We start from the raw sequence: 21,892 nt of genomic DNA, 5'->3' as shown, positions 1-21,892 counted from the left end.
GCCGCCTGTTGCGTTTATCAGTCGACTCGCCATATTAGCTGCGGCGTAACCCACCGCCGGCGCAAGGCGATCTACCGTCTGGTGGGTTACGCGACGCCCCACCTGCGCGATGTTTCTCGATTCACCTGAAGCGTGGCTAACCCCCCCCCCGAGGTCAGTCGTTGCTCGGCTTGGCCCATTCGCAGAAGCAGCCCACTGCCAGGGTATTGCTGGCATTCACCTTGCGCCCAGCCGCCAGCGCTTCGAGTATGGGTTCGATGAAGCTGTTGCTCGAGTTGCAGACCAGGCCTTCGCTATAGGGGCCGAAGTAGGCCAGCTGGCCCTGTTTGTCCCAGATCGCCACGGCGGGGCTGGCTGGCAGGTTGGCGCTGCCGGGCAGCTCGTCAATGACCTGTAGCGCGGCCAGTTCGGCGGGCAGGCGGCCCTGGCTGCCGGGCTTCTGGACGACGTGAAATTGCACGCCCTGTGGCGTGTAGTGTTCGATCAGCTCGGCCAGGTGCTGCTGGTTGCCGACATTGCATGGGCAGGCCGGGTCCCAGAAATGCACCAGGCGGATCGCACCGGGGCCGCTCAGTGCAGTGGGCAGCTGCAGTTCGGCGCCGGAGAACACCGCCGCGCGCTCGTCGAAGGTGCGCAGGTAACGCGTTTCGAACCAGCGGTAGGCCAGCACCATGCCGGCCAGCCAGGCCAGGGCGAGCAGGGTGATGAGCAGGTTCTTGCGGGACAGGCGGGGCATGGCGCGGGCCGGGGGTAAAAAGGGCGTGTAGCTTGCCACGATGCGTCGGGCAGCTGAATATCGCAGCATTCGAGACGATGGCGTCGGTATCGACCGCGCGCCTCGCGCAACTTATGGAAAGCCCTATGTCAGAGCCGTTTCAGCCCGATCAATTGCGCCCCCTGCTGCGACCCTTGGCCGCAGCGCGTCTGGACTTGCCGGCGTTGCAGGCGTACCGCAGCTTCTACGGTTTTGACCTGGCTGCGCGTTTTGCCGGGTTGGACAACCGCCTCGGCAGCTTCAATGCCGCCGGCTACCAGATCGCCGTGCAGCTGTGGGCGCCGGCCGAACCGCGCGGCACGCTGCTGCTGTTGCACGGCTATTACGACCATATGGGCTTGTACCGGCATGTGGTCGACTGGGCGCTGAGCATGAACTTCGCCGTGCTCGCCTGCGACTTGCCGGGGCACGGACTGTCCAGCGGCGCGCGCGCCAGCATCGGTGATTTCGCCGAATATCAGCAGGTGCTGGGCGGCTTGTTCGAGCAGGCCAGCGAGCTGGGGCTGCCGCAGCCCTGGCACCTGTGCGGGCAGAGCACCGGCGGGGCGATCCTGCTGGATTATCTGCTCGCGGACGGCAAGCGTCCGGAACTGGGGCAAAGCATTCTCCTGGCGCCGCTGGTGCGACCGCGTGCCTGGGGCTGGTCGAAACTCAGCTATCGGGTGCTCAGCCGGTTCGTCCGGGAAATTCCACGGCGCTTCAGCGATAACTCCAGCGACGCCACCTTCATCGACTTCGTGCACAACCTCGACCCCCTGCAGCCACGCAGTTTGCCCACTGCCTGGGTGGGGGCGTTGGCCAAGTGGGTGCCGCATATCGAGGCGGCCGGGCGCAGCGCGCACAGCCCGCTGATCATTCAGGGTGAGGCGGACATGACGGTGGACTGGCGCTACAACCTTGAGGTGCTGCAGAGCAAATTCAATCAGCCGCAGATCCTGCGCCTGACAGAGGCGCGTCACCACCTGGCCAATGAGAACGAGGGGCTGCGCCAGCGGTACTTCGATTTCCTGCGCGAGCGCCTGGCTTAGATGCCCTGCGGCGCTGGCGCCAGCTAATTGGTACTCATGCCCACGGCGAGGCCGGCACGCAGAGCCTGCAGCGCGGCCTGGTAATAGGCTTTGCCCGCATCCGACTGGGCGAATTCGACGAACTGCTCCAGCTCGGGGTCGCTCAATTCGCGGTAGACATGCAGCAGGGTGTTGTCGAGGTCTTGTTCGATCTGCGTCATCAGGCGTTCGCGCTGGCCATTGAGCAGCCCCTGGGCCTGGCCGCCACCGAGCAGGCCGGGAAGCATCTGGCTGAGGCTGTCGGCCGCCACGCCGGCCAGCGCCAGGCTGACTTCGGCGCCGGCTTCCTTGGCTGGCAGTGCCTGTGCCAGATGGCGAATCAGCAGGCGCCGGGTGGCATCCGCGTCGGTGCGCGGCAGGCCATTCTCGTACTTGGCCAACTGATCGCGACGCGTGGCCAGCGTTTCGGCGGCGACGATCTTGCGCCCCAGTTCGGATTCGAAGAAGGCCAGCGCCGGCTGCGGGTCGGCCAGCTCCATGCCCAGGCTGTGCTGCGCGCGTTGGTCGATGGCGGCAGCGGCGAAGCGGCGATTGCTGTTATCCACCAGGGCCTGGAAAACCGCCGGTGGCAGGGTGCTGCGGTAGCGCTGCTGGGCGGCGTCGAGTGCCTGGTTGAAATGTTCGCGCTGTTGCGGCCAACCGGCAGCCTGATACAGGCGCAGGTGGTCGTCTGCCAGGGCCGGCAAGGTCAGGCCAATCAGCAACAGGGCAAACAGAACGCGCATCGAGAACTCCTTGGCAAACTTTCCTGGCCGGCCGCAGGGTGCTGCGGCCCGCTATTTTCGGTGGCTGAAAGGGGCTTGTCGAGCTATGTCTAGCGGGCCTTCCGCCGCTGTACAATCGCGCCATGAACGACACTGACCTGCAACACAGCTTTGCCAATCTTATCGACGACCTTGCCAGCCAGCGTTGGTCGTTGCTGGAGCTATTCGCCCCAGAGGTTCTGACCCGCGAACTGGCCGCCGAGTGCCGTAAGCGTGAGCGCAGCGGCGAGCTGAGTGCTGCCAGCGTTGGTCGTGGCAGCGCGCAGCAGGTGCAGGAGGGCATTCGTGGTGACCGCATCCAATGGCTGGAGACGGGCCAGAGCGAGGCCTGTGACCGCTATCTGCAACTGATGGATAATTTGCGCCTGGCCCTCAATCGAGAGCTGTTTCTGGGGCTCGAGGATTTCGAGTGCCATTTCGCCTCCTACGAGCCGGGTGCCTTCTACCTGCGCCATCTCGACCGTTTCCGCGACGACGATCGGCGCACGGTCTCGGCCGTGCTTTATCTGAATGAAAGCTGGCAGGCCGACCAGGGTGGCGCGTTGCGCCTGTATCTGAGTGATGGGCGTGAGCATGACGTATTGCCGCAGGCCGGCACCTTGGCGCTGTTCCTTTCCGGCGATATACCCCATGAAGTGCTGCCGGCCACCCGCGAGCGCCGCTCGCTGACTGGCTGGTTCAGGCGCCGCGGCACCGACGTGCTCTGAGCGCGCGGGAGGACGTCGATGCAGAAGATACTGGTCAGCCGCTGCCTGCTTGGGCATCGGGTGCGTTACGACGGTGGTGCACATGGTCCCTTCGATCAGCTTCAGCAGTGGCTGGACGAGGGGCGGGTGGTGGCGCTGTGCCCAGAGGTGGCGGGCGGCCTGCCGACGCCACGTGCACCTGCGGAGGTAAGCGGTGGTCGGGGCAGTGCGGTGTTGGATGGTCGGCTGCCAGTACTGACGATCGAGGGCGAGGATGTCACGGTTGCGTTCGTCGATGGCGCCGAACAGGCGCTGGCGCTGGTGCGTGAACACTGCATCCAGCTTGCCCTGCTCAAGGCGCGCAGCCCTTCGTGCGGCAATCTTGAAAACTACGACGGCAGCTTCAGTGGTGTGCGGGTGCCGGGCGAAGGTGTGACAGCAGCCCTGCTGAAACGAGCAGGGGTGAAGGTGTACAACGAAATGCAGTTGCACGAAGCGGCCGCCGAGTTGACGCGTTTGGAAAAAGGCGGCGCTTTAGAGTCGTAGGAGCGAGCTCTGCTCGCGAACATGGTCCACTTCGCGAGCAGAGCTCGCTCCTACAGGTCTGCCCGCTGACGTGTTGCAGATAAAGAAAAGGGAGGCCGAAGGCTAGCCGTTGGGGAAATCTGTTGAAAGATTCCCCGATGGCCTGCGGTTAGGGGCCCTATAAGCAAAAATCCCCAGCCGAGATATTTTCTGCTGGGGACTTTTGCTTTTTGGCTTTCAGATCATGACGTTAGCGATCTGCATCAACAGATTAAGCCAACGCCTTGGGCCAAAGCCTCCCTTTGTTCATTTCTGCATACCGCCGACGCGCAGCCGCTCCGGTTTAGAACAGAACGCGGCTGCGGATCGTGCCGTTGACGTGCTGCAGTTTCTCCAGAGCCAGGTCGGAGTACTCGGCGTCGACGTCGATCACCACGTAGCCGACCTTGTCGTTGGTCTGCAGGAATTGGCCGGAGATGTTGATGCCGTTGTCGGCGAACACCTTGTTGATCTCGCTCATCACACCCGGAACGTTCTTGTGGATGTGCAGCAGGCGGTGTTTGCCCGGGTGCGCCGGCAGGGCCACTTCCGGGAAGTTGACCGAGGACACCGAGGTGCCGTTGTCGCTGTACTTGACCAGCTTCTCGGCTACTTCCAGGCCGATGTTGGCCTGAGCTTCGGCGGTGGAACCACCGATGTGCGGGGTCAGGATCACGCGATCCAGGCCACGCAGCGGGCTTTCGAACTCTTCGTCGTTGGATTTGGGCTCGACCGGGAACACGTCGATGGCCGCGCCGATCAGGTGTTCGTCCTTGATCGCATTGGCCAGGTGGTCCAGCTCGACCACGGTGCCGCGTGCGGCGTTGATCAGGATGCCGCCCTTCTTCATCGCACGGATTTCCTTCTCGCCGATCATCCACTGGGTGGATGGCAGCTCAGGTACGTGCAGGGAGACGATGTCGCACAGACCCAGCAGCTCATACAGATCGCCGATCTGTGTAGCGTTGCCCAGCGGCAGCTTGGTCACGGTGTCGTAGAAGAATACCTGCATGCCGAGAGCCTCGGCCAGTACCGAGAGCTGGGTGCCGATCGAGCCGTAGCCGACGATGCCCAGCTTCTTGCCGCGGATTTCGAAGGAGTTGGCCGCCGACTTGATCCAGCCACCACGGTGGCAGGAGGCGTTCTTCTCGGGAATGCCGCGCAGCAGCAGGATGGCCTGGGCCAGTACCAGCTCGGCCACCGATCGGGTGTTGGAGTAGGGCGCGTTGAATACGGCGATACCGCGCTCGCGGGCAGCGTCCAGGTCGACCTGGTTGGTACCGATGCAGAAGCAACCGACAGCGACCAGCTTCTTCGCACAGTCGAAGACCTCGGCGGTCAGCTGGGTGCGTGAGCGAATACCGATGAAGTGCGCATCGGCGATCTTTTCTTTCAGCTCTTCGCCTGACAGCGCGCCCTTGAGGTACTCGATGTTGCTATAGCCGGCGGCCTTCAGAGTGTCCACGGCATTCTGGTGGACGCCTTCGAGAAGAAGGAACTTGATCTTGCTCTTGTCGAGAGAGGTCTTGCTCATCGGAGTACCTGTTGTCCCAGGGATGTTTTCAGGGAAGGGCTGAGAAGCTCAGCCAGCGCCCGTAGATCACCGCATAGCTCGATTCACGGGGTGCGTATGCTAGCATGTTCGCCTTTTTCAATGCTCGGTTGCGACCTGAATGGTTCTCAGGGCGACCATGAATCCTTTGAGAGTTCAGTAGATGACCACCCCTGCCCAGATCGAAGAGCTGAAGACCCTGGTTGAACCCGGCAAGGTACTGACCGACGCCGATTCCCTGGAAACCTACGGCAAGGATTGGACCAAGCAGTTCGCTCCGGCACCTTCGGCCATCGTCTTCCCCAAGACCACCGAGCAGGTGCAGGCCATCGTGCGCTGGGCCAATCAGCACAAGATCGCCCTGGTGCCGTCGGGCGGCCGCACGGGGCTGTCCGCCGCTGCGGTGGCTGCCAATGGCGAGGTGGTGGTGTCGTTCGACTACATGAACCGCATCGTCGAGTTCAACGAGTACGACCGCACCGTCGTCTGCCAGCCGGGCGTGGTGACCAAGCAGCTGCAACTGTTCGCTGAAGAGAAGGGCCTTTATTACCCGGTGGATTTCGCCTCAAGCGGTTCCAGCCAGATTGGTGGCAACATCGGCACCAATGCCGGTGGAATCAAGGTGATTCGCTATGGCATGACCCGTAACTGGGTCGCCGGCCTGAAAGTGGTCACCGGCACTGGCGAACTGCTTGAGCTGAACCGCGACCTGATCAAGAACGCCACCGGCTACGACCTGCGCCAGCTGTTCATCGGCGCCGAAGGCACGCTGGGCTTCGTCGTCGAGGCCACCATGCGCCTGGAGCGTGCGCCGAAGAACCTCACCGCGATGGTGCTCGGCACGCCGGATTTCGATTCGATCATGCCGGTGCTGCACGCCTTCCAGGGCAAGCTCGACCTGACCGCCTTCGAGTTCTTCTCCGACCGCTGCCTGGAGAAAATCCTCGGCCGTGGTGACGTGCCGGCGCCGTTCGAGAGCCGCACGCCGTTCTATGCCCTGCTGGAGTTCGAGGCGCTGAACGAGGATGTGGCCAACGAAGCACTGGCGACCTTCGAGCACTGCGTCGAGCAGGGCTGGGTGCTCGACGGCGTGATGAGCCAGAGTGAGCAGCAACTGCAGAACCTTTGGAAGCTGCGCGAATACATCTCCGAGACCATCAGCCACTGGGTTCCTTACAAGAACGACATCTCCGTCACCGTCGGCCAGGTACCGGCCTTCCTCAAGGACATCGACGATATCGTTTCGGCCAACTACCCGGATTTCGACGTGCTCTGGTACGGCCATATCGGTGACGGCAACCTGCACCTGAACATCCTCAAGCCCGAAGCGCTGGCCAAGGAAGACTTCTTCGCCAAGTGCGCGGTGGTCAACAAGTGGGTGTTCGAGATCGTCGAGAAATACAACGGCTCGATCAGCGCCGAACACGGTGTTGGCATGACCAAGCGCGATTACCTGCAATACAGCCGCTCGGCTGCCGAAATTGCTTATATGAAGGCGATCAAGGCGGTGTTCGATCCCAACGGGATCATGAACCCCGGCAAGATCTTCGCCTGATCGCAGACGCCCGCCTGACAGCGGGCGTTTTCGTATCCGGCCCTGCGTCGGTTAAGGTACGGCACCGGCCACAAGCCGCCATGCCCACAATATAAACAACACAGGAGTCGGTGATGAGCTATCAGCACCAGTACGTCGACGGAACCACCGTCCACTTTCCCCTTGGCAAGGTCGTGTGCATCGGCCGTAACTACGCCGAGCACGCCAAGGAACTGAATAACCCGGTGCCCAGCGAACCCTTGCTGTTCATCAAACCGGGCTCCTGTGTGGTGCCGCTCGATGGCGGTTTCAGCATTCCCGATGATCGCGGTTCGGTGCATTACGAGGCGGAGATCGCTGTACTGATCGGCAAGCCGCTGTCGAAGAAGCCGGACGCCGAGGAAGTGCGAGACGCCATCAGCGGCTTCGCCCCCGCGCTGGATCTGACCCTGCGCGACGTGCAGGCCAAGCTCAAGGAGAAGGGCTATCCCTGGGAAATCGCCAAGAGTTTCGACGGTGCCTGCGTGCTGGCGCCTTTCGTGCCTGGCGATGCCATCGAGGATCTGGCCGATATCGGCATTCGCCTGGTGATCAACGGTGAAACCCGCCAAGATGGCAATAGCCGCGACATGCTCAACCCCATCGTGTCGATGATCCAGCACATGGCCGGGCACTTTGCCCTGCAGCCGGGCGACGTCATCCTCACCGGTACGCCGGTCGGCGTGGGTGCGCTGAACAAGGGCGACGAGCTGGTGTTGGAGCTGGTCGGTCACAGTCGCTTCATCAGCCGCGTGCTATAAGACGCGCTCAGCGCCTGAGCGCTGAAGCCAGCCGCCGTCCTCCTCTCTGGACGGCGGAACTCCTCTCGACAGCGGATGTCGGATTGCCATCATGCAGCCGAGCCGTAGCCGATGTCCGCTCTCCTTCGTAAGATTCGCCGCCCCCGCTACTGGCTTTCAGGCCTGGCAGTCGTCGCCTTGGGTGCGCTGACGCAGACCCAGCACTGGGATGACCGCGCCCAGTTATGGCTGCAGGAACGCTCGACGCCATTGGTTGATCGCCTGGCCAGTGTCTGGTTGCCGGGTTACCGCGCGGTGATCCAGGCCAAGGCACTGGCCGGCCTGGAAAAGGACGAGACCTCGGGGCTGACCTATAACCCGCAGACCGGCACCTTGTTCACCGTCACCGGCAAGAATCCTCTGCTGGTGGAGCTGTCGCGTGAGGGTGAAGTCCTGCGGCGCATCGAGCTCAAGGGTTTCGCCGACCCTGAGGGCGTGGAGATGATGGACAACGGTCGGATGGCCATCGTCGATGAGCGGCGTCGTCAGCTCACCACGTTCACCCTGGGCGACGACGATCTTGAATTGAATGCGGCCGATTTTCCCGGCTTCGACCTGGGCTTCGCCGAGTCAGGCAACAAGGGTTTCGAAGGGCTGGGCTGGGACTCACGTAGCCATAGCCTGCTGCTTGGCAAGGAGCGCAGTCCGCTGGGGTTATTCAGCATGCCGTTCCCGGGAGCTGACGATGACGTTGGGGGCTTGCACCCGTTGGCATCCGGTAACCTCGGCCTGCGCGACATTTCCTCATTGAGCGTCGATGAGCGCACGGGCCACGTGCTGGTGCTCTCCGATGAGTCGCGCATGTTGCTGGAGATCGATCGCGCTGGTCAGCCGGTCAGCTTCCTCAGTCTCAATGCGGGTTTCAATGGTCTGGAGCAAGGCATCAAGCAGGCCGAGGGGGTGGCTATGGATGAAGAGGGCAACATCTATATCGTCGCCGAGCCCAACCTGTTCTATGTCTTCAGTAAACCGGTGCCGGATGCCGGATGAGCGCCCGTGACGGATTCAGTTTCGCTTAAGCGTCGATTCAGTCTGGCTTCAGCTAGCGACACTAATCTGACCCCGTCACTTACGAACAACGAGGTTCACACCATGAAACGTACTGCTCTCGCTCTGATGGTTCTGCCGCTGCTCAGCACCGCTGCTTTCGCCACTGGTTACACCGGCCCTGGCGCCACCCCGCAGGTCACTACCGTGGCTGCCGCGCTGGAAGCTGCTGACGACACCCATGTTGTTCTGGAAGGGCAGATCGTCAAGCGCCTGCAGGATGAGCTCTACGAGTTCAAGGACGCTACTGGCACCATCCAGGTGGAAATCGACGACGAAGACTGGCCGGGCCAGAAAGTTTCTGAAACCGCCAAGGTGCGCCTGACCGGTGAAGTCGACAAGGACCTCAATAGTCATGAGATCGATGTCGATCGCGTCGAACTGATCAACTGATCGCGATATCCCGCCCGCCCGCCACGTTAAGCCCGTGGCGGGCTTTTCCGTGGTAGTCAGAGAAACTCATCATGCGTCGTCTGCTCTCCATCAACCCCTGGCTTTATCTGCTGTTGTTCGTGCTGTTGATTGGAGTCGTGCTGGGCCAGCAGTATCGATTGTTCGAGCGAGCCTGGTTCTCCGTGCAAGAGTGGCAGCACGGTGCGCAGTGGCGCGAGCAGTCACTGTGGCTAGGCGACTACCGCGTGGTGATCGAGGCCAAGCCTATTGCCGATATCAGTGATGTCTCGGCGCTGACCTACGATCCGGATCGGCGCAGCCTGTTCAGTGTCACCAATAAGCCGGCCAAGGTGATCGAGATGAGCCTGGACGGTGAGCTCAAGCGTACTATCGACCTTGAGGGTTTTGGTGATCCTGAGGCTATCGAGTACGTGGCGCCCGGTGTCTACGTGATCGCCGACGAGCGCGAGCAGCGTCTGGTCAAGGTACGCATAGACGACGCCACGCGAGTGATCGATGCCGCTGACTTCCAGCAGCTTTCCCTGGGGATCGGCCGCAACGGCAACAAGGGTTTCGAGGGTTTGGCCTACGATGCGAAGAATCAGCGTCTGCTGGTGGCCAAGGAGCGCGATCCGGTACGTATCTTCGAGGTGCTTGGTTTCCCCCACGTCGATGAGAGCAAGCCGTTGGCGCTGCAGGTCAATACCGACCCGAAGCGTGATGCCCGCTTGTTCGTGCGCGATCTTTCCAGCCTTGATTTCGATGCGGCAACGGGCCACATGCTGGCGCTGTCGGACGAATCACGCCTGGTGATCGAGCTGAACGCCGATGGCAAGCCGGTCAGCACCCTGTCGCTGCTGCGTGGGCAACATGGCCTGCAGCGCGGCGTGCCGCAGGCCGAGGGCGTGGCAACGGACGACGATGGCAACCTGTACCTGATCAGCGAGCCGAATCTGTTCTACGTGTTCAAGAAGCAGAGCGACTAATTCGTCTGGTCGTCGGTCGGCGCGCCCGGTGCATTGTTTTGCACCGACTCGATGCCATTCTTGCAACTGGCGGCACTGGCATACATCTGACTTTGCCCGACCACTTGGCCGTTGGTGGCCATGAGCAGGAAGTAATGTTTGTCGTTGCTCGAGGTTTTGCTCTCGAAGGCGCCGTCGCGTTGTGAGTTCTTCTTCACCGATTCGATGCCGTTGAGCGCTGAATCCTTGGCCTTGTACATCTCACTGCTGAGGATGACCTGGCCATTGCTCGCCAGCAGGTTGAAGTGGAACTGGCCGTCTTTGGCCTTCTTCAGTTCGAACTTTCCAGCCATTTTCGTTTCTCCCTGAGCGTCCGGTGAGATACCGGAGCGGTGCCCTGCAAGCGTAGTTCATAAATGCGAGTGGCTCTTGCCGACATGGGTATGGCCATCGTCCGGCAGTGGTTGCACGCCACCGCTGACGTTGAGCTGGCGCAGGATGCCGCAGTCTTCCGCCTCCTTGGGGCCGTTGCAGCGGTCGCGCAACTCGGTGAGTTGGCCGCGTAGCGCCTGCAGGCTGTCGATTCGCGCCTGAACATGTTCGATATGTTCGTCCACCAGGCTGTTGATCCCGGCACAGTTCTCGTGCGGCAGGTCACGCAGGGCCAGCAGCCGCTGGATCTCTTCCAGGGTCATGTCCAGCGTCCGGCAGTTGCGGATGAATACCAGGCGCTCCAGGTGCGGAGCGCCATACAGGCGGTAGTTACCTTCGCTGCGTGCGGGCGCCGGGAGTAACCCTTCGCGCTCGTAATAGCGCACGGTTTCCACCTGGCAGCCGGCCTTTTTCGCCAATTCTCCGATTTTCATGGGTTCGCCTTCGTGAGTGCTTGACCCTATAGTGACTACAGGGTGTGTACTCGGCAACAGATACCCGACGGAGACTTGCCATGAGCCGTTGCTGCGACCACTCGCACGAACAGCCGCCTGCCCACCACGACCATGCCCACGACTACGCCGGGCATGATCACGATGCTCATCAGCAGTCCATGGACGAGCCGCTGAGTGGCCCACTGAACACCCGCATTCGTATCGAGCAGATGGACTGTCCCACGGAAGAACGCCTGATCCGTGATGCACTGGGTCGGCTACCGGGCGTGGCGGGCCTGCAATTCAACCTGCTGCAGCGCGTGCTTACCGTCAGCCATGGCGAAGGGGCGCTGGCGCAGGTGGTGCCGGCGATTCGTGCGCTGGGCTTCACTGCGCAGGTAGAGGACGAAAGCACCGCTGATCAGTCCGCGGCGCCACCCGTGCAAAAGCCCTGGTGGCCGCTGGCGTTGGCCGGGGTGGTGGCGACCGCTTCCGAGGTCGTGCATTTTGCCGAGCTCGGTCCGGACTGGCTGGTGGCACTGCTGGCGGTGGCCGCCATCCTGATGTGCGGGCTGAACACCTACAAGAAGGGCTGGATCTCCCTGAAGAATCGCAACCTCAACATCAATGCCCTGATGAGCATCGCCGTGACCGGCGCCGTGCTGATCGGCCAGTGGCCGGAAGCGGCGATGGTGATGGTGCTGTTCACCCTGGCCGAACTGATCGAGGCACGCTCGCTAGACCGGGCGCGCAATGCGATTCGCGGGCTGATGGATCTGGCACCACCTCGCGCGACGGTAAAGCAGGCCGATGGTGCCTGGCAGGACGTGGACGTACAGTCCATCGGCCTGGGCACGGTGGTGCGTGTACGCCCCGGTGAACGCATCAGCCTCGATGGCGAGGTGGTCGGCGGCAGCTCGACCGTCAACCAGGCGCCGATTACCGGGGAAAGCCTGCCGGTAGAGAAGGGTGTCGGCGATCCGGTGTTCGCGGGCACCATCAACGAGGCCGGCTCGCTGGAGTTCCGCGTAACGGCGGCGGCACGCGACACCACCCTGGCGCGGATCATCCATGCGGTCGAGGAGGCGCAGGGCTCGCGTGCACCGACCCAGCGTTTCGTCGATCAGTTCTCGCGCATCTATACCCCGGCAGTGTTCGCTTTCGCCCTGGCTGTCGCCGTGCTGCCACCGTTGCTGATGGGCGGTGCCTGGCTCGACTGGGTCTATCGTGCCCTGGTGCTGCTGGTGGTGGCCTGCCCCTGTGCGCTGGTGATCTCCACGCCGGTGACCATTGTCAGTGGTCTGGCGGCCGCTGCGCGCAAGGGCATCCTGATCAAGGGCGGCGTGTATCTGGAGAACGGCCGGCATCTGGCGCTGCTGGCGCTGGACAAGACCGGCACTTTGACTCACGGCAAGCCGGTGCAAACCGACAGCTTCCATCTGCTGGAAGTGGATGAGCCGCTGCACGCCGCCTGGGCAGCGAGCCTGGCCGCGCGCTCCGACCATCCGGTTTCCCGGGCATTGGCTCAGCACGCCGCAGAGCAAGGGCAGGCGCTGCACGAGGTCAAGGACTTCGAGGCGCTGCCTGGGCGCGGTACCAAGGGCATGGTCGATGGCACGCTGCTTTATATAGGCAACCATCGCCTGGTCGAAGACCTAGGGCTCTGCTCTGTGCAGCTGGAAGAGCGTCTGGAGGCGCTGGAGCGTCAGGGCAAGAGCGTGGTGGTGTTGTGCGACGAACAGCGCGCGCTGATGCTTTTCGCCGTCGCTGACACGGTGCGTCAGACCAGCCGCGAGGCGGTCGCCGAACTGCACGAACTGGGCGTACGCACCTGCATGCTCACCGGTGACAACGCCCACACCGCGGCGGCCATCGCTGAACAGGTGGGTGTCGACGAGGCGCGTGGCGATCTGCTGCCCGCGGACAAACTGGCCTGGGTCGAGGCGCGCCAGGCACAAGGCAAGGTAGTGGGCATGGTTGGCGATGGCATCAACGATGCTCCGGCGCTGGCCAAGGCCGAGATCGGCTTCGCCATGGGCGCTGCCGGCACCGATACCGCTATCGAGACCGCCGATGTGGCATTGATGGACGATGATCTGCGCAAGATTCCGGCCTTCGTGCGCCTGTCGCGGCAGACCCACGCCATCCTGGTGCAGAACATCGTCCTGGCGCTGGGCATCAAGGCCGTTTTCCTGGTCATGACCCTGACGGGCGAGGCGACCATGTGGATGGCCGTGTTCGCCGACATGGGCGTGAGCCTGATGGTGGTGTTCAACGGCTTGCGCTTGTTGCGCAAGTGAACACCCGACCCGTAGCCAGTTTCCGGTGCGCATGGCGAATCGCAGCAGACTCGGATTGCACTCGGGCCACCGACTGCGCAAATCAGAGTGGGTGGAACAAAGGACTCTGTGGGAGGGGCTTCAGCCGCGACAATCGCCCCTGAAGCGCCTCCCACCGATTCAGCGCTTGAGCGTCTTCACGCCTTCGGCGGTGCCGAGCAGCAGCAGATCGGCCGGGCGGGCGGCGAACAGGCCATTGGTGACCACGCCGACGATGGCGTTGATGTCCGCCTCCAGTTTTACCGGATCGTTGATCGACAGGTTGTGCACGTCGAGGATGACGTTGCCGTTATCGGTCAGCACGCCTTCGCGGTATACCGGGTCGCCGCCCAGCTTTACCAGCTCGCGCGCCACATGGCTGCGGGCCATGGGAATGACTTCGACCGGCAGTGGGAAGTTGCCCAGCACCGGCACCAGCTTGCTGGCGTCGGCGATGCAGATGAAGGTCTTGGCCACGGCGGCGACGATCTTTTCGCGGGTCAGCGCTGCGCCGCCGCCCTTGATCAGGTGCAGACGCTCGTCGCTCTCGTCGGCGCCGTCGACGTAGAACTCCAGTTCGGCGGTGCTGTTGAGGTCGTAGACCGGGATGCCATGGCCTTTCAGGCGTGCGGCGGTGGCTTCGGAGCTGGCGACGGCGCCATCGAAGTCCATCTTGTGCTTGGCCAGCGCGTCGATGAAGAAGTTAGCGGTGGAGCCGGTGCCGACGCCGACGATGCTCTTGCTGTCGAGGCGCGGGAGAATGTGGTCGACGGCGGCCTGGGCCACGGCCTGTTTCAACTGATCCTGGTTCATCGCGGGGGAATGCCTGGGAAGGTAGAGAGTTAAGCCGCGAATTATAGCCGCAAGTGGTGTGCTGACGGGGCAGAACCCGCGCCTTTCGTATGGTCGTCCGGCGCGGCGCTGGGGTAGACTCGGCAGTCCTCTCAAAGCCCGAACACCTGCGAAATCGCCATGCTCGAACAGTACGTGAAGAAGATCCTCACCTCGCGCGTTTATGACGTCGCGGTGGAAACCCCGCTGCAACCCGCCCGTCAGCTCAGTGAGCGGCTGGGTAGCCAGATTCTGCTCAAGCGCGAAGATCTGCAGCCGGTGTACTCGTTCAAGATTCGCGGCGCCTACAACAAGCTGGCGCAACTGTCCCCGGAAGAGCTGGCGCGCGGCGTGGTCACCGCCTCGGCTGGCAATCATGCGCAGGGCCTGGCCCTGGCGGCCAAGCACCTGGGCGTGAAAGCGACCATCGTCATGCCGCGCACCACGCCGGAGTTGAAGGTGCAGGGTGTGCGTTCGCGCGGTGGCAAGGTGGTGCTGCACGGCGATGCTTTCCCCGAGGCGCTGGCACATTCGCTGAAGCTGGTGGAGGAGAAGGGCTACACCTACATCCACCCGTACGATGATCCGCTGGTGATCGCCGGGCAGGGCACCGTGGCCATGGAAGTGCTGCGTCAGCACCAGGGGCATATCGATGCCATCTTCGTCCCGGTCGGTGGCGGCGGCCTGATCGCCGGTATCGCCGCGTACGTGAAGTACCTGCGCCCGGAGATCAAGGTGGTCGGCGTCGAGCCGGACGACTCCAACTGCCTGCAGCAGGCGATGGCGGCGGGTGAGCGCGTGGTACTGCCGACCGTCGGGCTGTTCGCCGATGGCGTGGCGGTGGCGCAGATCGGCCAGCACACCTTCGATATCTGCAAGCATCACGTCGACGAGGTGATCACCGTCAGCACCGACGAAATCTGCGCGGCGATCAAGGATATCTACGACGATACCCGTTCGATCACCGAGCCGGCCGGCGCGCTGGCCGTGGCCGGGATCAAGAAGTACGTCGAGCGCCAGGGCGCCAATGGCGAAGTGCTGGTGGGTATCGATTCCGGCGCCAACGTCAACTTCGACCGCCTGCGCCATGTCGCCGAGCGCGCCGAACTGGGCGAGAAGCGCGAAGCGATCATCGCCGTGACCATCCCCGAGCAGCCGGGCAGCTTCAAGGCCTTCTGCGAGGCAGTGGGCAAGCGCCAGATCACCGAGTTCAACTATCGCTATCACACTGACCGCGAGGCGCACATCTTCGTCGGCGTGCAGACCCATCCGGAGAACGACCCACGCCAGGCGTTGGTCGAGGGCCTGCGTGCGCAGGGCTTCCCGGTGCTGGACCTGACCGATAACGAACTGGCCAAATTGCATATCCGCCATATGGTCGGTGGTCATGCCGCTGGTGTCGGTAACGAGATGGTGCTGCGCTTCGAATTCCCCGAGCGGCCGGGCGCCCTGTTCAATTTCCTGCAGAAACTGGGCGGGCGCTGGAATATCTCGATGTTCCACTACCGCAATCACGGCGCTGCCGATGGCCGCGTGCTGGCCGCCCTGCAGGTGCCAGCGGACGAACGCCATCTGGTGCCGGCGGCGCTGGACGCCATCGGTTATCCCTACTGGGATGAAAGTGACAACCCCGCTTATCGCCTGTTTCTGGGTTGAAAGCTGCCTTCGAACCGTAGGGCGGGTGTAACCCGCCAAAGCGCGCTGGCGGGTTACACCCGCCCTACGTAATCGCCTGATAACCAAGGAAGCCCCTGATGGAACACTATCTGCTGGTCCGTATTCTCCACAGCGCCCCGGGCGTGTTGCTGCTGCTCGGCCTGATCGCTCATGGCGTCATGCTGTTCAAGGCGCAGCGTGGTGGTGATGCGGCTGTGTTGGCGCGCAAACTGCGGGTCACACTGCTGTTCAGCTTTCCAGCGTTCGCCGTGCTGGCGCTGAGCCTGCCGGTCACTGGCTACTGGCTGGTGGACACTGCCGGCTGGCCGCTGGGGCAGACCTGGCTGCTGCTGGGCAGCATTCTCTATGCACTGATGATGCTGCTCGGTTTGCTGCTGGCCGGTCGCCTGGCCGTTTGGCGCGCGCTGGGTGATGCGCCAGCGCCAACAGCGTTGAAGCGTCTGTGCCTGATCTATGCCGGACTGATTCTGGTATTGCTGATCGCCATCATGGCGTTGATGGGAGCCAAGCCGGCTTGAGCAGGTCGGCGGGCTGCTCGCTTCGCTCGCGAGACCGCCCTACGTTTTACCGGCTGCGTCTGCTTTTCGCCTGCAGGAGCGGCAGGGCGGCAGGGCGGCATTGCGCTTCAGCCGCGATTGCCGCTATCAAAGATTTCGCGGCTGAAGCCGCTCCTACAGCTGCGTGTTCAGTGCTTCATCTCAACGCAGCGAGATCACCGGCCAGCCGCGCTCGATGGCGGTGGCGCGCAGCACGTCGTCCGGGTCGACTGCCACGGGATTGGCCACCGCTTCGAGCAGTGGCAGGTCATTGCGTGAGTCGCTATAGAAGTAGGCCCCGTCGAGGTTGTACCCCGTCTCTGCCAGCCACTCGTTCAGCCGCGTCACCTTGCCGTCCTGGTAGCACGGCGTGCCGGTGATCTGTCCGGTGTAGCGGCCGTCCTGCATGCCGCATTCGGTAGCGATCAGCGTCTCCACGCCCAGACGTTCGGCGATGGGCGCGGTGACGAAACGGTTGGTGGCGGTGATGATCACCAGCTTGTCGCCCGCGGCGCGGTGCTCGGCCAGCAGTGCCTCGCCCTTGGCCAGAATGATCGGCTCGATCACCTCGGCCATGAACTCGCGGTGCCACTGCGCCAGTTGCGCCATGTCGTGGCGGCCGAGAATGGCCTGGCTGAAATTCTGATAGGCCACCACATCCAGTTTGCCGGCACAGTAATCGGCATAGAAGGCATCGTTGCGTGCCAGGTACTCGGCTGCGTCGACCAGGCCGCGCTGGCAGACGAATTCGCCCCAGCTGTGGTCGCTGTCGCCAGCCAGCAGGGTGTTGTCGAGATCGAAAAGGGCCAAGCGCACGGTTCGTTACCTGTTCTGTAGAAAGGGGAGGCGCGCCAGAATAGCCGCTTTGCCGGGGGTTTCAAACTGCACCTAAACCCGCGTTGCTGCTGTCGCCGGCTTTGTGGAACAATGCCGGAACTTGCGTGTACGAGGTTGCTTGCCGTGATCGATTCTGATGGTTTCCGCCCGAATGTCGGCATCATCCTGACCAATGATTTCGGCCAGGTGCTCTGGGCCAGGCGTATCAACCAGGATGCGTGGCAGTTTCCCCAGGGCGGCATTAATGATCGTGAATCGCCGGAAGAGGCGCTTTACCGTGAACTGAATGAAGAGGTCGGGCTCGAAGAGCAGGATGTGAATATCCTCGCCTGCACCCGAGGCTGGTTGCGTTATCGTTTGCCGCAGCGTCTGGTGCGCACGCACAGCCAGCCGCTGTGCATCGGACAGAAGCAGAAGTGGTTTCTGCTGCGTCTGACCGGAGCTGAAGACCGCGTACGCATGGACCTGACCGGCAAGCCCGAATTCGATGGTTGGCGCTGGGTCAGTTACTGGTACCCGCTGGGTCAGGTGGTCACATTCAAGCGCGAGGTGTATCGCCGTGCGCTCAAGGAACTCGCCCCGCGCCTGATAGTGCGCGACTGATACGGACCCCAATCGAGCATGCTCAATACGCTGCGCAAGATCGTCCAGGAAGTGAATGCCGCCAAGGATCTCAAGGCGGCATTGACGATCATTGTGCAACGGGTGAAGGAAGCGATGGGCAGTCAGGTCTGCTCGGTCTACCTGCTCGATCCGGAAAGCAACCGCTTTGTGCTGATGGCTACCGACGGCCTCAACAAGCGCTCCATCGGCAAGGTCAGCATGGCGCCCAGCGAGGGTCTGGTCGGCCTGGTCGGTAGCCGCGAGGAACCCCTGAACCTCGAAGATGCCGCAGGCCACCCGCGCTATCGCTACTTCGCCGAGACCGGCGAGGAGCGCTATGCATCCTTCCTCGGTGCACCGATCATCCACCACCGCCGCGTGATGGGCGTGCTCGTCGTGCAGCAGAAGGAGCGCCGCCAGTTCGACGAGGGCGAAGAAGCCTTCCTGGTCACCATGAGCGCGCAGCTCGCCGGGGTCATCGCCCATGCCGAGGCGACCGGTTCGATTCGCGGCCTGGGGCGCCAGGGCAAAGGCGTGCAGGAGGCCAAGTTCGTCGGCGTGCCGGGTGCGCCGGGGGCAGCGGTCGGAACCGCTGTCGTGGTGCTGCCCCCGGCCGATCTCAATGTAGTTCCAGACCGAAGCGTCGATGACATAGCCGCCGAACTGGAACTGTTCGACAAGGCGCTGGGTTGGGTGCGCGAGGACATGCAGGAGCTGTCCGAGAAGCTCGCCACCCAACTGCGCAAGGAAGAGCGCGCGCTATTCGACGTTTACCTGATGATGCTCGAGGACGCCGCACTGGGTAACGAGGTGCGCAAGATCATCCGCACCGGCCAGTGGGCGCAGGGCGCCTTGCGCCAGGTGGTGCTCGACCACGTCAAGCGCTTCGAGCTGATGGATGATGCCTACCTGCGCGAGCGCGCCAGCGATGTGCGCGACCTGGGTCGCCGCCTGCTGGCCTACCTGCAGGAAGAGCGCAAGACCTCGCTGGTCTATCCCGACAACACCATTCTGGTCAGTGAGGAGCTTTCGCCGGCGATGCTTGGCGAAGTCCCGGAAGGCAAGCTGGTCGGCCTGATCTCGGTGACTGGCTCGGGTAACTCCCATGTGGCGATCTTCGCCCGCGCCATGGGTATTCCCACGGTGATGGGCGTGGTCGACCTGCCGTATTCGAAGATCGACGGCATCAAACTGATTGTCGACGGCTACCACGGCGAAGTCTTCACCAACCCCAGCGAGCTGCTGAGCAAGCAGTACGCCGATGTGGTCGAGGAGGAGCGCCAGCTCACCGAGGGCCTCGACGCCCTGCGTGCGTTACCCTGCGAAACGCTCGATGGCCATCGCATGCCTCTATGGGTTAACACCGGCCTGCTCGCCGACGTGGCCCGTGCCCAGCAGCGTGGTGCCGAGGGTGTCGGCCTGTATCGCACCGAAGTGCCGTTCATGATCAACGAGCGCTTCCCCAGCGAGAAGGAGCAGCTTGCTACCTACCGCGAACAGTTGCAGGCCTTCCACCCGCTGCCGGTGACGATGCGCACCCTGGATATCGGTGGTGACAAGGCGCTGTCCTATTTCCCGATCAAGGAAGAGAACCCCTTCCTCGGCTGGCGCGGTATCCGCGTCACGCTCGACCATCCGGAAATCTTTCTGGTGCAGACCCGCGCCATGCTCAAGGCCAGCGAGGGGCTGAATAATCTGCGCATCCTGCTGCCGATGATTTCCGGCATTCAGGAGTTGGAAGAGGCGTTGCACCTGATCCACAGAGCCTGGGGCGAGGTGCGTGACGAAGGCACCGATGTACCGCTGCCGCCCATCGGCCTGATGATTGAAATTCCCGCGGCGGTGTACCAAACCCGCGAGCTGGCGCGGCAGGTGGATTTCCTCTCGGTGGGTTCCAATGACCTGACCCAGTACCTGCTAGCGGTGGATCGTAACAACCCGCGGGTCGCCGACCTCTACGACTTCCTTCACCCGGCGGTGCTGCAGGCATTGCAGAAGGTGGTGCATGACGCCCATCTGGAAGGCAAGCCGGTGAGCATCTGTGGCGAGATGGCCGGGGATCCGGCGGCGGCCGTGCTGCTGCTGGCCATGGGCTTCGATTCGCTGTCCATGAACGCCACCAACTTGCCCAAGGTGAAATGGCTACTGCGGCAGATCACCCAGAGCAAGGCCAAGGAACTGTTGGGCCAGGTGATGACCATGGATAACCCGCACCTGATCTATAGCACCCTGCACCTGGCGTTGCGCAATCTCGGCCTGGGCCGGGTGATCAATCCGGCGTCCAATATCCAGGCCTGATTCGTCTGTAGGAGCGAGCTCTGCTCGCGAAGCTTTTGTGCCCCAGGATTCGCGAGCAGGGCTCGCTCCCGCCGCGCTGCTTACCCGCTTAAGGCGACCTCGCCTAGCACGGCGCCATGCTGGCCGAAACTGCGCTCGATGATGCTCCAGCCGCCATTGCGCTCAAGGCTCAGCACCGTGCTGGCGCGAGTGCCATAGGCGGCGCTGGCGATGAAGACGCTCGACAGCAGGCGCTCCGTGGCCAACCCCACGCCCGTATCCGGCAGCAGCTGATCGTCCGGCTGGCTACCGTCGCTCAGCAGCCCCAATAGCGCTTCATCCCCGCTCTCGACTTGATCGCTCAAGGCATTCTTGGCACGCAGCAGCTTCGGCCAGGGCGTGTCGAGATTGGCATTGGACATGCCGTAGATGCCGCTCTGCAGTTGCCGGGGCCGGCCTTCCGCAGAGTTGAAGTGCCAGAGCTGGTGGCGGTCGCCAACCAGCAGGTTGAATCCGGCATGGGCTGCCGAGTCGCGCATGATTCTGTCGAGATAGGCCGGTGCCGACTCCTGGCCCAGCAGGTAGTCAGCCGTCAGCGCACCGCGTGAGCGCGGCCCGGCTTTTTGCCTGGGGTCGCGGATGTTGGTCAGCGCCGCGAAGCGACCTTGCGCAGTAACGCCGAGCCAGGTGCCGCCGGCCTGCAGGTCGCGGCCGGCAAATACGCCAGGGGCGTCCTGCCATTCACCCAGTGCGGCGCTGGGGCGCTCGTAGAACTCGTCGCGATTGGCTGCAAGGCGCAGCACCGTCTGGTTTTCGGGCTGCCAGGCAAAGACGATCAGGCACATGCGCATTCCTCCGGTGGCGGAGTCTGGCAGGCTAGCGAGCTCAGCCAGGGGCGGCAACCGTTCCGTCGACCCGTATGCCGTTGAGTGGGCATTTCCGCTACCATGCCGCTTTGTTTTTGGGGGTGTCGATGGAACTGCTGCTCTATCTGGTGCTGGGTTCGGCTGCCGGTGTGCTGGCCGGCCTGTTCGGCGTGGGTGGCGGCCTGATCATCGTGCCGGTGCTGGTGTTGAGCTTCACCTCCCAGGGAATGGCAACGGAAATCCTCACCCATCTGGCAGTGGGCACGTCCCTGGCGACCATCGTATTCACCTCGATCAATTCGTTGCTCGAACATCATCGCAACGGCGCGGTGCGTTGGCCGCTGTTTCGTTGGCTGGCCGTCGGTATCCTGCTCGGTGCAGCGTTAGGTGCGATGACGGCGGCGTTGATACAGGGGCCGTTGTTGCAGAAGATCATCGGTACGTTCGCCATTGTCGTGGCGGTGCAGATGGCGCTGGACCTGAAACCCAAGGCCAGCCGCGATGTCCCAGGCAAGCCGGCGCTGACGGTGGCCGGCGGAGTGATTGGCTGGGCCTCGGCAATTTTCGGAATCGGTGGTGGTTCGTTGACCGTGCCCTATCTGGTCTGGCGCAGCGTGCCGATCCAACAGGCGGTGGCAACCTCGGCGGCTTGTGGATTGCCGATCGCCATCGCTGGTGCGCTGAGTTTCATGTTCACCGGCTGGGGGAATGCGCATCTGCCGCCGTGGAGTGTCGGTTTCGTCTATCTCCCGGCGTTGCTGGGTATTGCTGTGACCAGCATGTTCTTTGCCCGTTTGGGTGCGCGCCTGGCCCATCGCCTGTCGCCACTGTTGCTCAAGCGTCTGTTCGCCCTGCTGCTGTTCAGTGTGGGCCTGAGTTTTTTCATCTAAGGAGT

Annotated in this window: 22 protein-coding genes; 14 read left to right on the top strand and 8 right to left on the bottom strand. The window is 62.9% G+C overall.

The features are described from left to right. Positions 1-154: 154 nt before the first annotated feature. The gene (locus tag AAEQ75_RS06735; RefSeq protein ID WP_343351277.1) at positions 155-736 is read right to left on the bottom strand and encodes a DUF6436 domain-containing protein; all 582 of its coding nucleotides are present in this window, start codon (positions 734-736) and stop codon (positions 155-157) included. Between the two features lie 125 nt (positions 737-861). Here AAEQ75_RS06735 and AAEQ75_RS06730 point away from each other — a divergent pair, with 125 nt between their 5' ends. Further along, on the top strand, positions 862-1,803 hold the full coding sequence (locus AAEQ75_RS06730; protein WP_143505207.1) for an alpha/beta hydrolase: 942 nt from the start codon (positions 862-864) through the stop codon (positions 1,801-1,803). 23 nt (positions 1,804-1,826) lie between these two features. Here the strand turns inward: AAEQ75_RS06730 and AAEQ75_RS06725 are convergent, their stop codons facing one another. Further along, a complete protein-coding gene (locus AAEQ75_RS06725) occupies positions 1,827-2,567 on the bottom strand; it encodes a hypothetical protein (protein ID WP_343351274.1) in 741 nt (246 codons plus the stop codon). A gap of 122 nt (positions 2,568-2,689) precedes the next feature. Here AAEQ75_RS06725 and AAEQ75_RS06720 point away from each other — a divergent pair, with 122 nt between their 5' ends. Continuing rightward, a complete protein-coding gene (locus tag AAEQ75_RS06720; protein ID WP_343351272.1) occupies positions 2,690-3,313 on the top strand; it encodes a 2OG-Fe(II) oxygenase in 624 nt (207 codons plus the stop codon). A gap of 18 nt (positions 3,314-3,331) precedes the next feature. Then, positions 3,332-3,838, top strand: coding sequence for a DUF523 domain-containing protein (locus tag AAEQ75_RS06715; protein WP_343351271.1), 507 nt, complete (start codon positions 3,332-3,334; stop codon positions 3,836-3,838). Positions 3,839-4,160: 322 nt separating this feature from the next. Here the strand turns inward: AAEQ75_RS06715 and serA are convergent, their stop codons facing one another. Next, the gene (serA, locus tag AAEQ75_RS06710; protein WP_106733365.1) at positions 4,161-5,390 is read right to left on the bottom strand and encodes a phosphoglycerate dehydrogenase; all 1,230 of its coding nucleotides are present in this window, start codon (positions 5,388-5,390) and stop codon (positions 4,161-4,163) included. Positions 5,391-5,571: 181 nt separating this feature from the next. On the opposite strand from serA, the gene AAEQ75_RS06705 reads away from it, so the two are divergent. From AAEQ75_RS06705 to AAEQ75_RS06685, 5 genes are all read left to right on the top strand, one after another. Beyond that, a complete protein-coding gene (locus AAEQ75_RS06705) occupies positions 5,572-6,963 on the top strand; it encodes an FAD-binding oxidoreductase (RefSeq protein ID WP_106733364.1) in 1,392 nt (463 codons plus the stop codon). 113 nt (positions 6,964-7,076) lie between these two features. Further along, a complete protein-coding gene (locus AAEQ75_RS06700) occupies positions 7,077-7,742 on the top strand; it encodes a fumarylacetoacetate hydrolase family protein (protein WP_343351268.1) in 666 nt (221 codons plus the stop codon). A gap of 111 nt (positions 7,743-7,853) precedes the next feature. Beyond that, entirely contained in the window at positions 7,854-8,771 is a 918-nt protein-coding gene (locus tag AAEQ75_RS06695; protein WP_343351266.1) for an SdiA-regulated domain-containing protein, read from the top strand. Positions 8,772-8,873: 102 nt separating this feature from the next. Continuing rightward, complete coding sequence (locus tag AAEQ75_RS06690) at positions 8,874-9,221, top strand: NirD/YgiW/YdeI family stress tolerance protein (RefSeq protein WP_125874365.1); 348 nt, start codon at positions 8,874-8,876, stop codon at positions 9,219-9,221. A 71-nt stretch (positions 9,222-9,292) separates the two neighbouring features. Next, entirely contained in the window at positions 9,293-10,207 is a 915-nt protein-coding gene (locus AAEQ75_RS06685; RefSeq protein WP_343351263.1) for an SdiA-regulated domain-containing protein, read from the top strand. On the opposite strand, the gene AAEQ75_RS06680 is transcribed toward AAEQ75_RS06685, so the two are convergent. Together AAEQ75_RS06680 and cadR are read right to left on the bottom strand one after the other, a co-directional pair. Beyond that, on the bottom strand, positions 10,204-10,539 hold the full coding sequence (locus tag AAEQ75_RS06680; protein WP_099526001.1) for a YegP family protein: 336 nt from the start codon (positions 10,537-10,539) through the stop codon (positions 10,204-10,206). The genes AAEQ75_RS06685 and AAEQ75_RS06680 overlap by 4 nt on opposite strands. 57 nt (positions 10,540-10,596) lie before the next feature. After that, on the bottom strand, positions 10,597-11,052 hold the full coding sequence (cadR, locus tag AAEQ75_RS06675; protein ID WP_179574757.1) for a Cd(II)/Pb(II)-responsive transcriptional regulator: 456 nt from the start codon (positions 11,050-11,052) through the stop codon (positions 10,597-10,599). A gap of 80 nt (positions 11,053-11,132) precedes the next feature. Between cadR and AAEQ75_RS06670 the strand changes: the two genes are divergently transcribed. Beyond that, positions 11,133-13,352, top strand: coding sequence for a heavy metal translocating P-type ATPase (locus AAEQ75_RS06670; protein ID WP_343351260.1), 2,220 nt, complete (start codon positions 11,133-11,135; stop codon positions 13,350-13,352). 159 nt (positions 13,353-13,511) lie between these two features. On the opposite strand, the gene rpiA is transcribed toward AAEQ75_RS06670, so the two are convergent. Further along, positions 13,512-14,183 (bottom strand): ribose-5-phosphate isomerase RpiA, encoded by a 672-nt coding sequence (gene rpiA, locus AAEQ75_RS06665; RefSeq protein WP_179543721.1) that lies wholly within the window; start codon positions 14,181-14,183, stop codon positions 13,512-13,514. 159 nt (positions 14,184-14,342) lie between these two features. Here rpiA and ilvA point away from each other — a divergent pair, with 159 nt between their 5' ends. After that, positions 14,343-15,857: a threonine ammonia-lyase, biosynthetic gene (ilvA, locus tag AAEQ75_RS06660; protein ID WP_343351258.1), complete on the top strand. Its 1,515-nt coding sequence runs from the start codon at positions 14,343-14,345 to the stop codon at positions 15,855-15,857. Between the two features lie 98 nt (positions 15,858-15,955). Next, entirely contained in the window at positions 15,956-16,396 is a 441-nt protein-coding gene (locus AAEQ75_RS06655; RefSeq protein WP_343351256.1) for a DUF2269 family protein, read from the top strand. 180 nt (positions 16,397-16,576) lie between these two features. Here the strand turns inward: AAEQ75_RS06655 and AAEQ75_RS06650 are convergent, their stop codons facing one another. After that, positions 16,577-17,230 carry an HAD family hydrolase gene (locus AAEQ75_RS06650; RefSeq protein ID WP_343351254.1) on the bottom strand — a complete coding sequence of 218 codons (654 nt, stop codon included), beginning with the start codon at positions 17,228-17,230 and terminating at the stop codon, positions 16,577-16,579. 144 nt (positions 17,231-17,374) lie between these two features. Between AAEQ75_RS06650 and AAEQ75_RS06645 the strand changes: the two genes are divergently transcribed. Further along, positions 17,375-17,854: an RNA pyrophosphohydrolase gene (locus AAEQ75_RS06645; protein WP_099525994.1), complete on the top strand. Its 480-nt coding sequence runs from the start codon at positions 17,375-17,377 to the stop codon at positions 17,852-17,854. A gap of 18 nt (positions 17,855-17,872) precedes the next feature. After that, on the top strand, positions 17,873-20,152 hold the full coding sequence (ptsP, locus tag AAEQ75_RS06640) for a phosphoenolpyruvate--protein phosphotransferase (protein ID WP_179574752.1): 2,280 nt from the start codon (positions 17,873-17,875) through the stop codon (positions 20,150-20,152). An 80-nt stretch (positions 20,153-20,232) separates the two neighbouring features. Here ptsP and AAEQ75_RS06635 read toward each other — a convergent pair whose 3' ends face one another. Beyond that, entirely contained in the window at positions 20,233-20,976 is a 744-nt protein-coding gene (locus AAEQ75_RS06635; protein ID WP_343351251.1) for an NRDE family protein, read from the bottom strand. Positions 20,977-21,104: 128 nt separating this feature from the next. On the opposite strand from AAEQ75_RS06635, the gene AAEQ75_RS06630 reads away from it, so the two are divergent. Further along, positions 21,105-21,887 carry a sulfite exporter TauE/SafE family protein gene (locus AAEQ75_RS06630; RefSeq protein WP_343351249.1) on the top strand — a complete coding sequence of 261 codons (783 nt, stop codon included), beginning with the start codon at positions 21,105-21,107 and terminating at the stop codon, positions 21,885-21,887. Positions 21,888-21,892 lie beyond the last annotated feature (5 nt).

This window comes from Pseudomonas sediminis (assembly GCF_039555755.1).
Classification (GTDB): domain Bacteria; phylum Pseudomonadota; class Gammaproteobacteria; order Pseudomonadales; family Pseudomonadaceae; genus Aquipseudomonas; species Aquipseudomonas mendocina_D.
Note: the sequence above shows the minus strand (reverse complement) of the source record. Positions and strands in the feature narration are given on the sequence as shown.

Excerpts from the sequence above, each read along its gene's own strand:
- AAEQ75_RS06735 (WP_343351277.1), bottom strand. The coding sequence starts at position 736 with ATGCCCCGCCTGTCCCGCAAGAACCTGCTCATCACCCTGCTCGCCCTG.
- AAEQ75_RS06730 (WP_143505207.1), top strand. The coding sequence starts at position 862 with ATGTCAGAGCCGTTTCAGCCCGATCAATTGCGCCCCCTGCTGCGACCC.
- AAEQ75_RS06725 (WP_343351274.1), bottom strand. The coding sequence starts at position 2,567 with ATGCGCGTTCTGTTTGCCCTGTTGCTGATTGGCCTGACCTTGCCGGCC.
- AAEQ75_RS06720 (WP_343351272.1), top strand. The coding sequence starts at position 2,690 with ATGAACGACACTGACCTGCAACACAGCTTTGCCAATCTTATCGACGAC.
- AAEQ75_RS06715 (WP_343351271.1), top strand. The coding sequence starts at position 3,332 with ATGCAGAAGATACTGGTCAGCCGCTGCCTGCTTGGGCATCGGGTGCGT.
- serA (WP_106733365.1), bottom strand. The coding sequence starts at position 5,390 with ATGAGCAAGACCTCTCTCGACAAGAGCAAGATCAAGTTCCTTCTTCTC.
- AAEQ75_RS06705 (WP_106733364.1), top strand. The coding sequence starts at position 5,572 with ATGACCACCCCTGCCCAGATCGAAGAGCTGAAGACCCTGGTTGAACCC.
- AAEQ75_RS06700 (WP_343351268.1), top strand. The coding sequence starts at position 7,077 with ATGAGCTATCAGCACCAGTACGTCGACGGAACCACCGTCCACTTTCCC.
- AAEQ75_RS06695 (WP_343351266.1), top strand. The coding sequence starts at position 7,854 with ATGTCCGCTCTCCTTCGTAAGATTCGCCGCCCCCGCTACTGGCTTTCA.
- AAEQ75_RS06690 (WP_125874365.1), top strand. The coding sequence starts at position 8,874 with ATGAAACGTACTGCTCTCGCTCTGATGGTTCTGCCGCTGCTCAGCACC.
- AAEQ75_RS06685 (WP_343351263.1), top strand. The coding sequence starts at position 9,293 with ATGCGTCGTCTGCTCTCCATCAACCCCTGGCTTTATCTGCTGTTGTTC.
- AAEQ75_RS06680 (WP_099526001.1), bottom strand. The coding sequence starts at position 10,539 with ATGGCTGGAAAGTTCGAACTGAAGAAGGCCAAAGACGGCCAGTTCCAC.
- cadR (WP_179574757.1), bottom strand. The coding sequence starts at position 11,052 with ATGAAAATCGGAGAATTGGCGAAAAAGGCCGGCTGCCAGGTGGAAACC.
- AAEQ75_RS06670 (WP_343351260.1), top strand. The coding sequence starts at position 11,133 with ATGAGCCGTTGCTGCGACCACTCGCACGAACAGCCGCCTGCCCACCAC.
- rpiA (WP_179543721.1), bottom strand. The coding sequence starts at position 14,183 with ATGAACCAGGATCAGTTGAAACAGGCCGTGGCCCAGGCCGCCGTCGAC.
- ilvA (WP_343351258.1), top strand. The coding sequence starts at position 14,343 with ATGCTCGAACAGTACGTGAAGAAGATCCTCACCTCGCGCGTTTATGAC.
- AAEQ75_RS06655 (WP_343351256.1), top strand. The coding sequence starts at position 15,956 with ATGGAACACTATCTGCTGGTCCGTATTCTCCACAGCGCCCCGGGCGTG.
- ptsP (WP_179574752.1), top strand. The coding sequence starts at position 17,873 with ATGCTCAATACGCTGCGCAAGATCGTCCAGGAAGTGAATGCCGCCAAG.
- AAEQ75_RS06635 (WP_343351251.1), bottom strand. The coding sequence starts at position 20,976 with ATGTGCCTGATCGTCTTTGCCTGGCAGCCCGAAAACCAGACGGTGCTG.
- AAEQ75_RS06630 (WP_343351249.1), top strand. The coding sequence starts at position 21,105 with ATGGAACTGCTGCTCTATCTGGTGCTGGGTTCGGCTGCCGGTGTGCTG.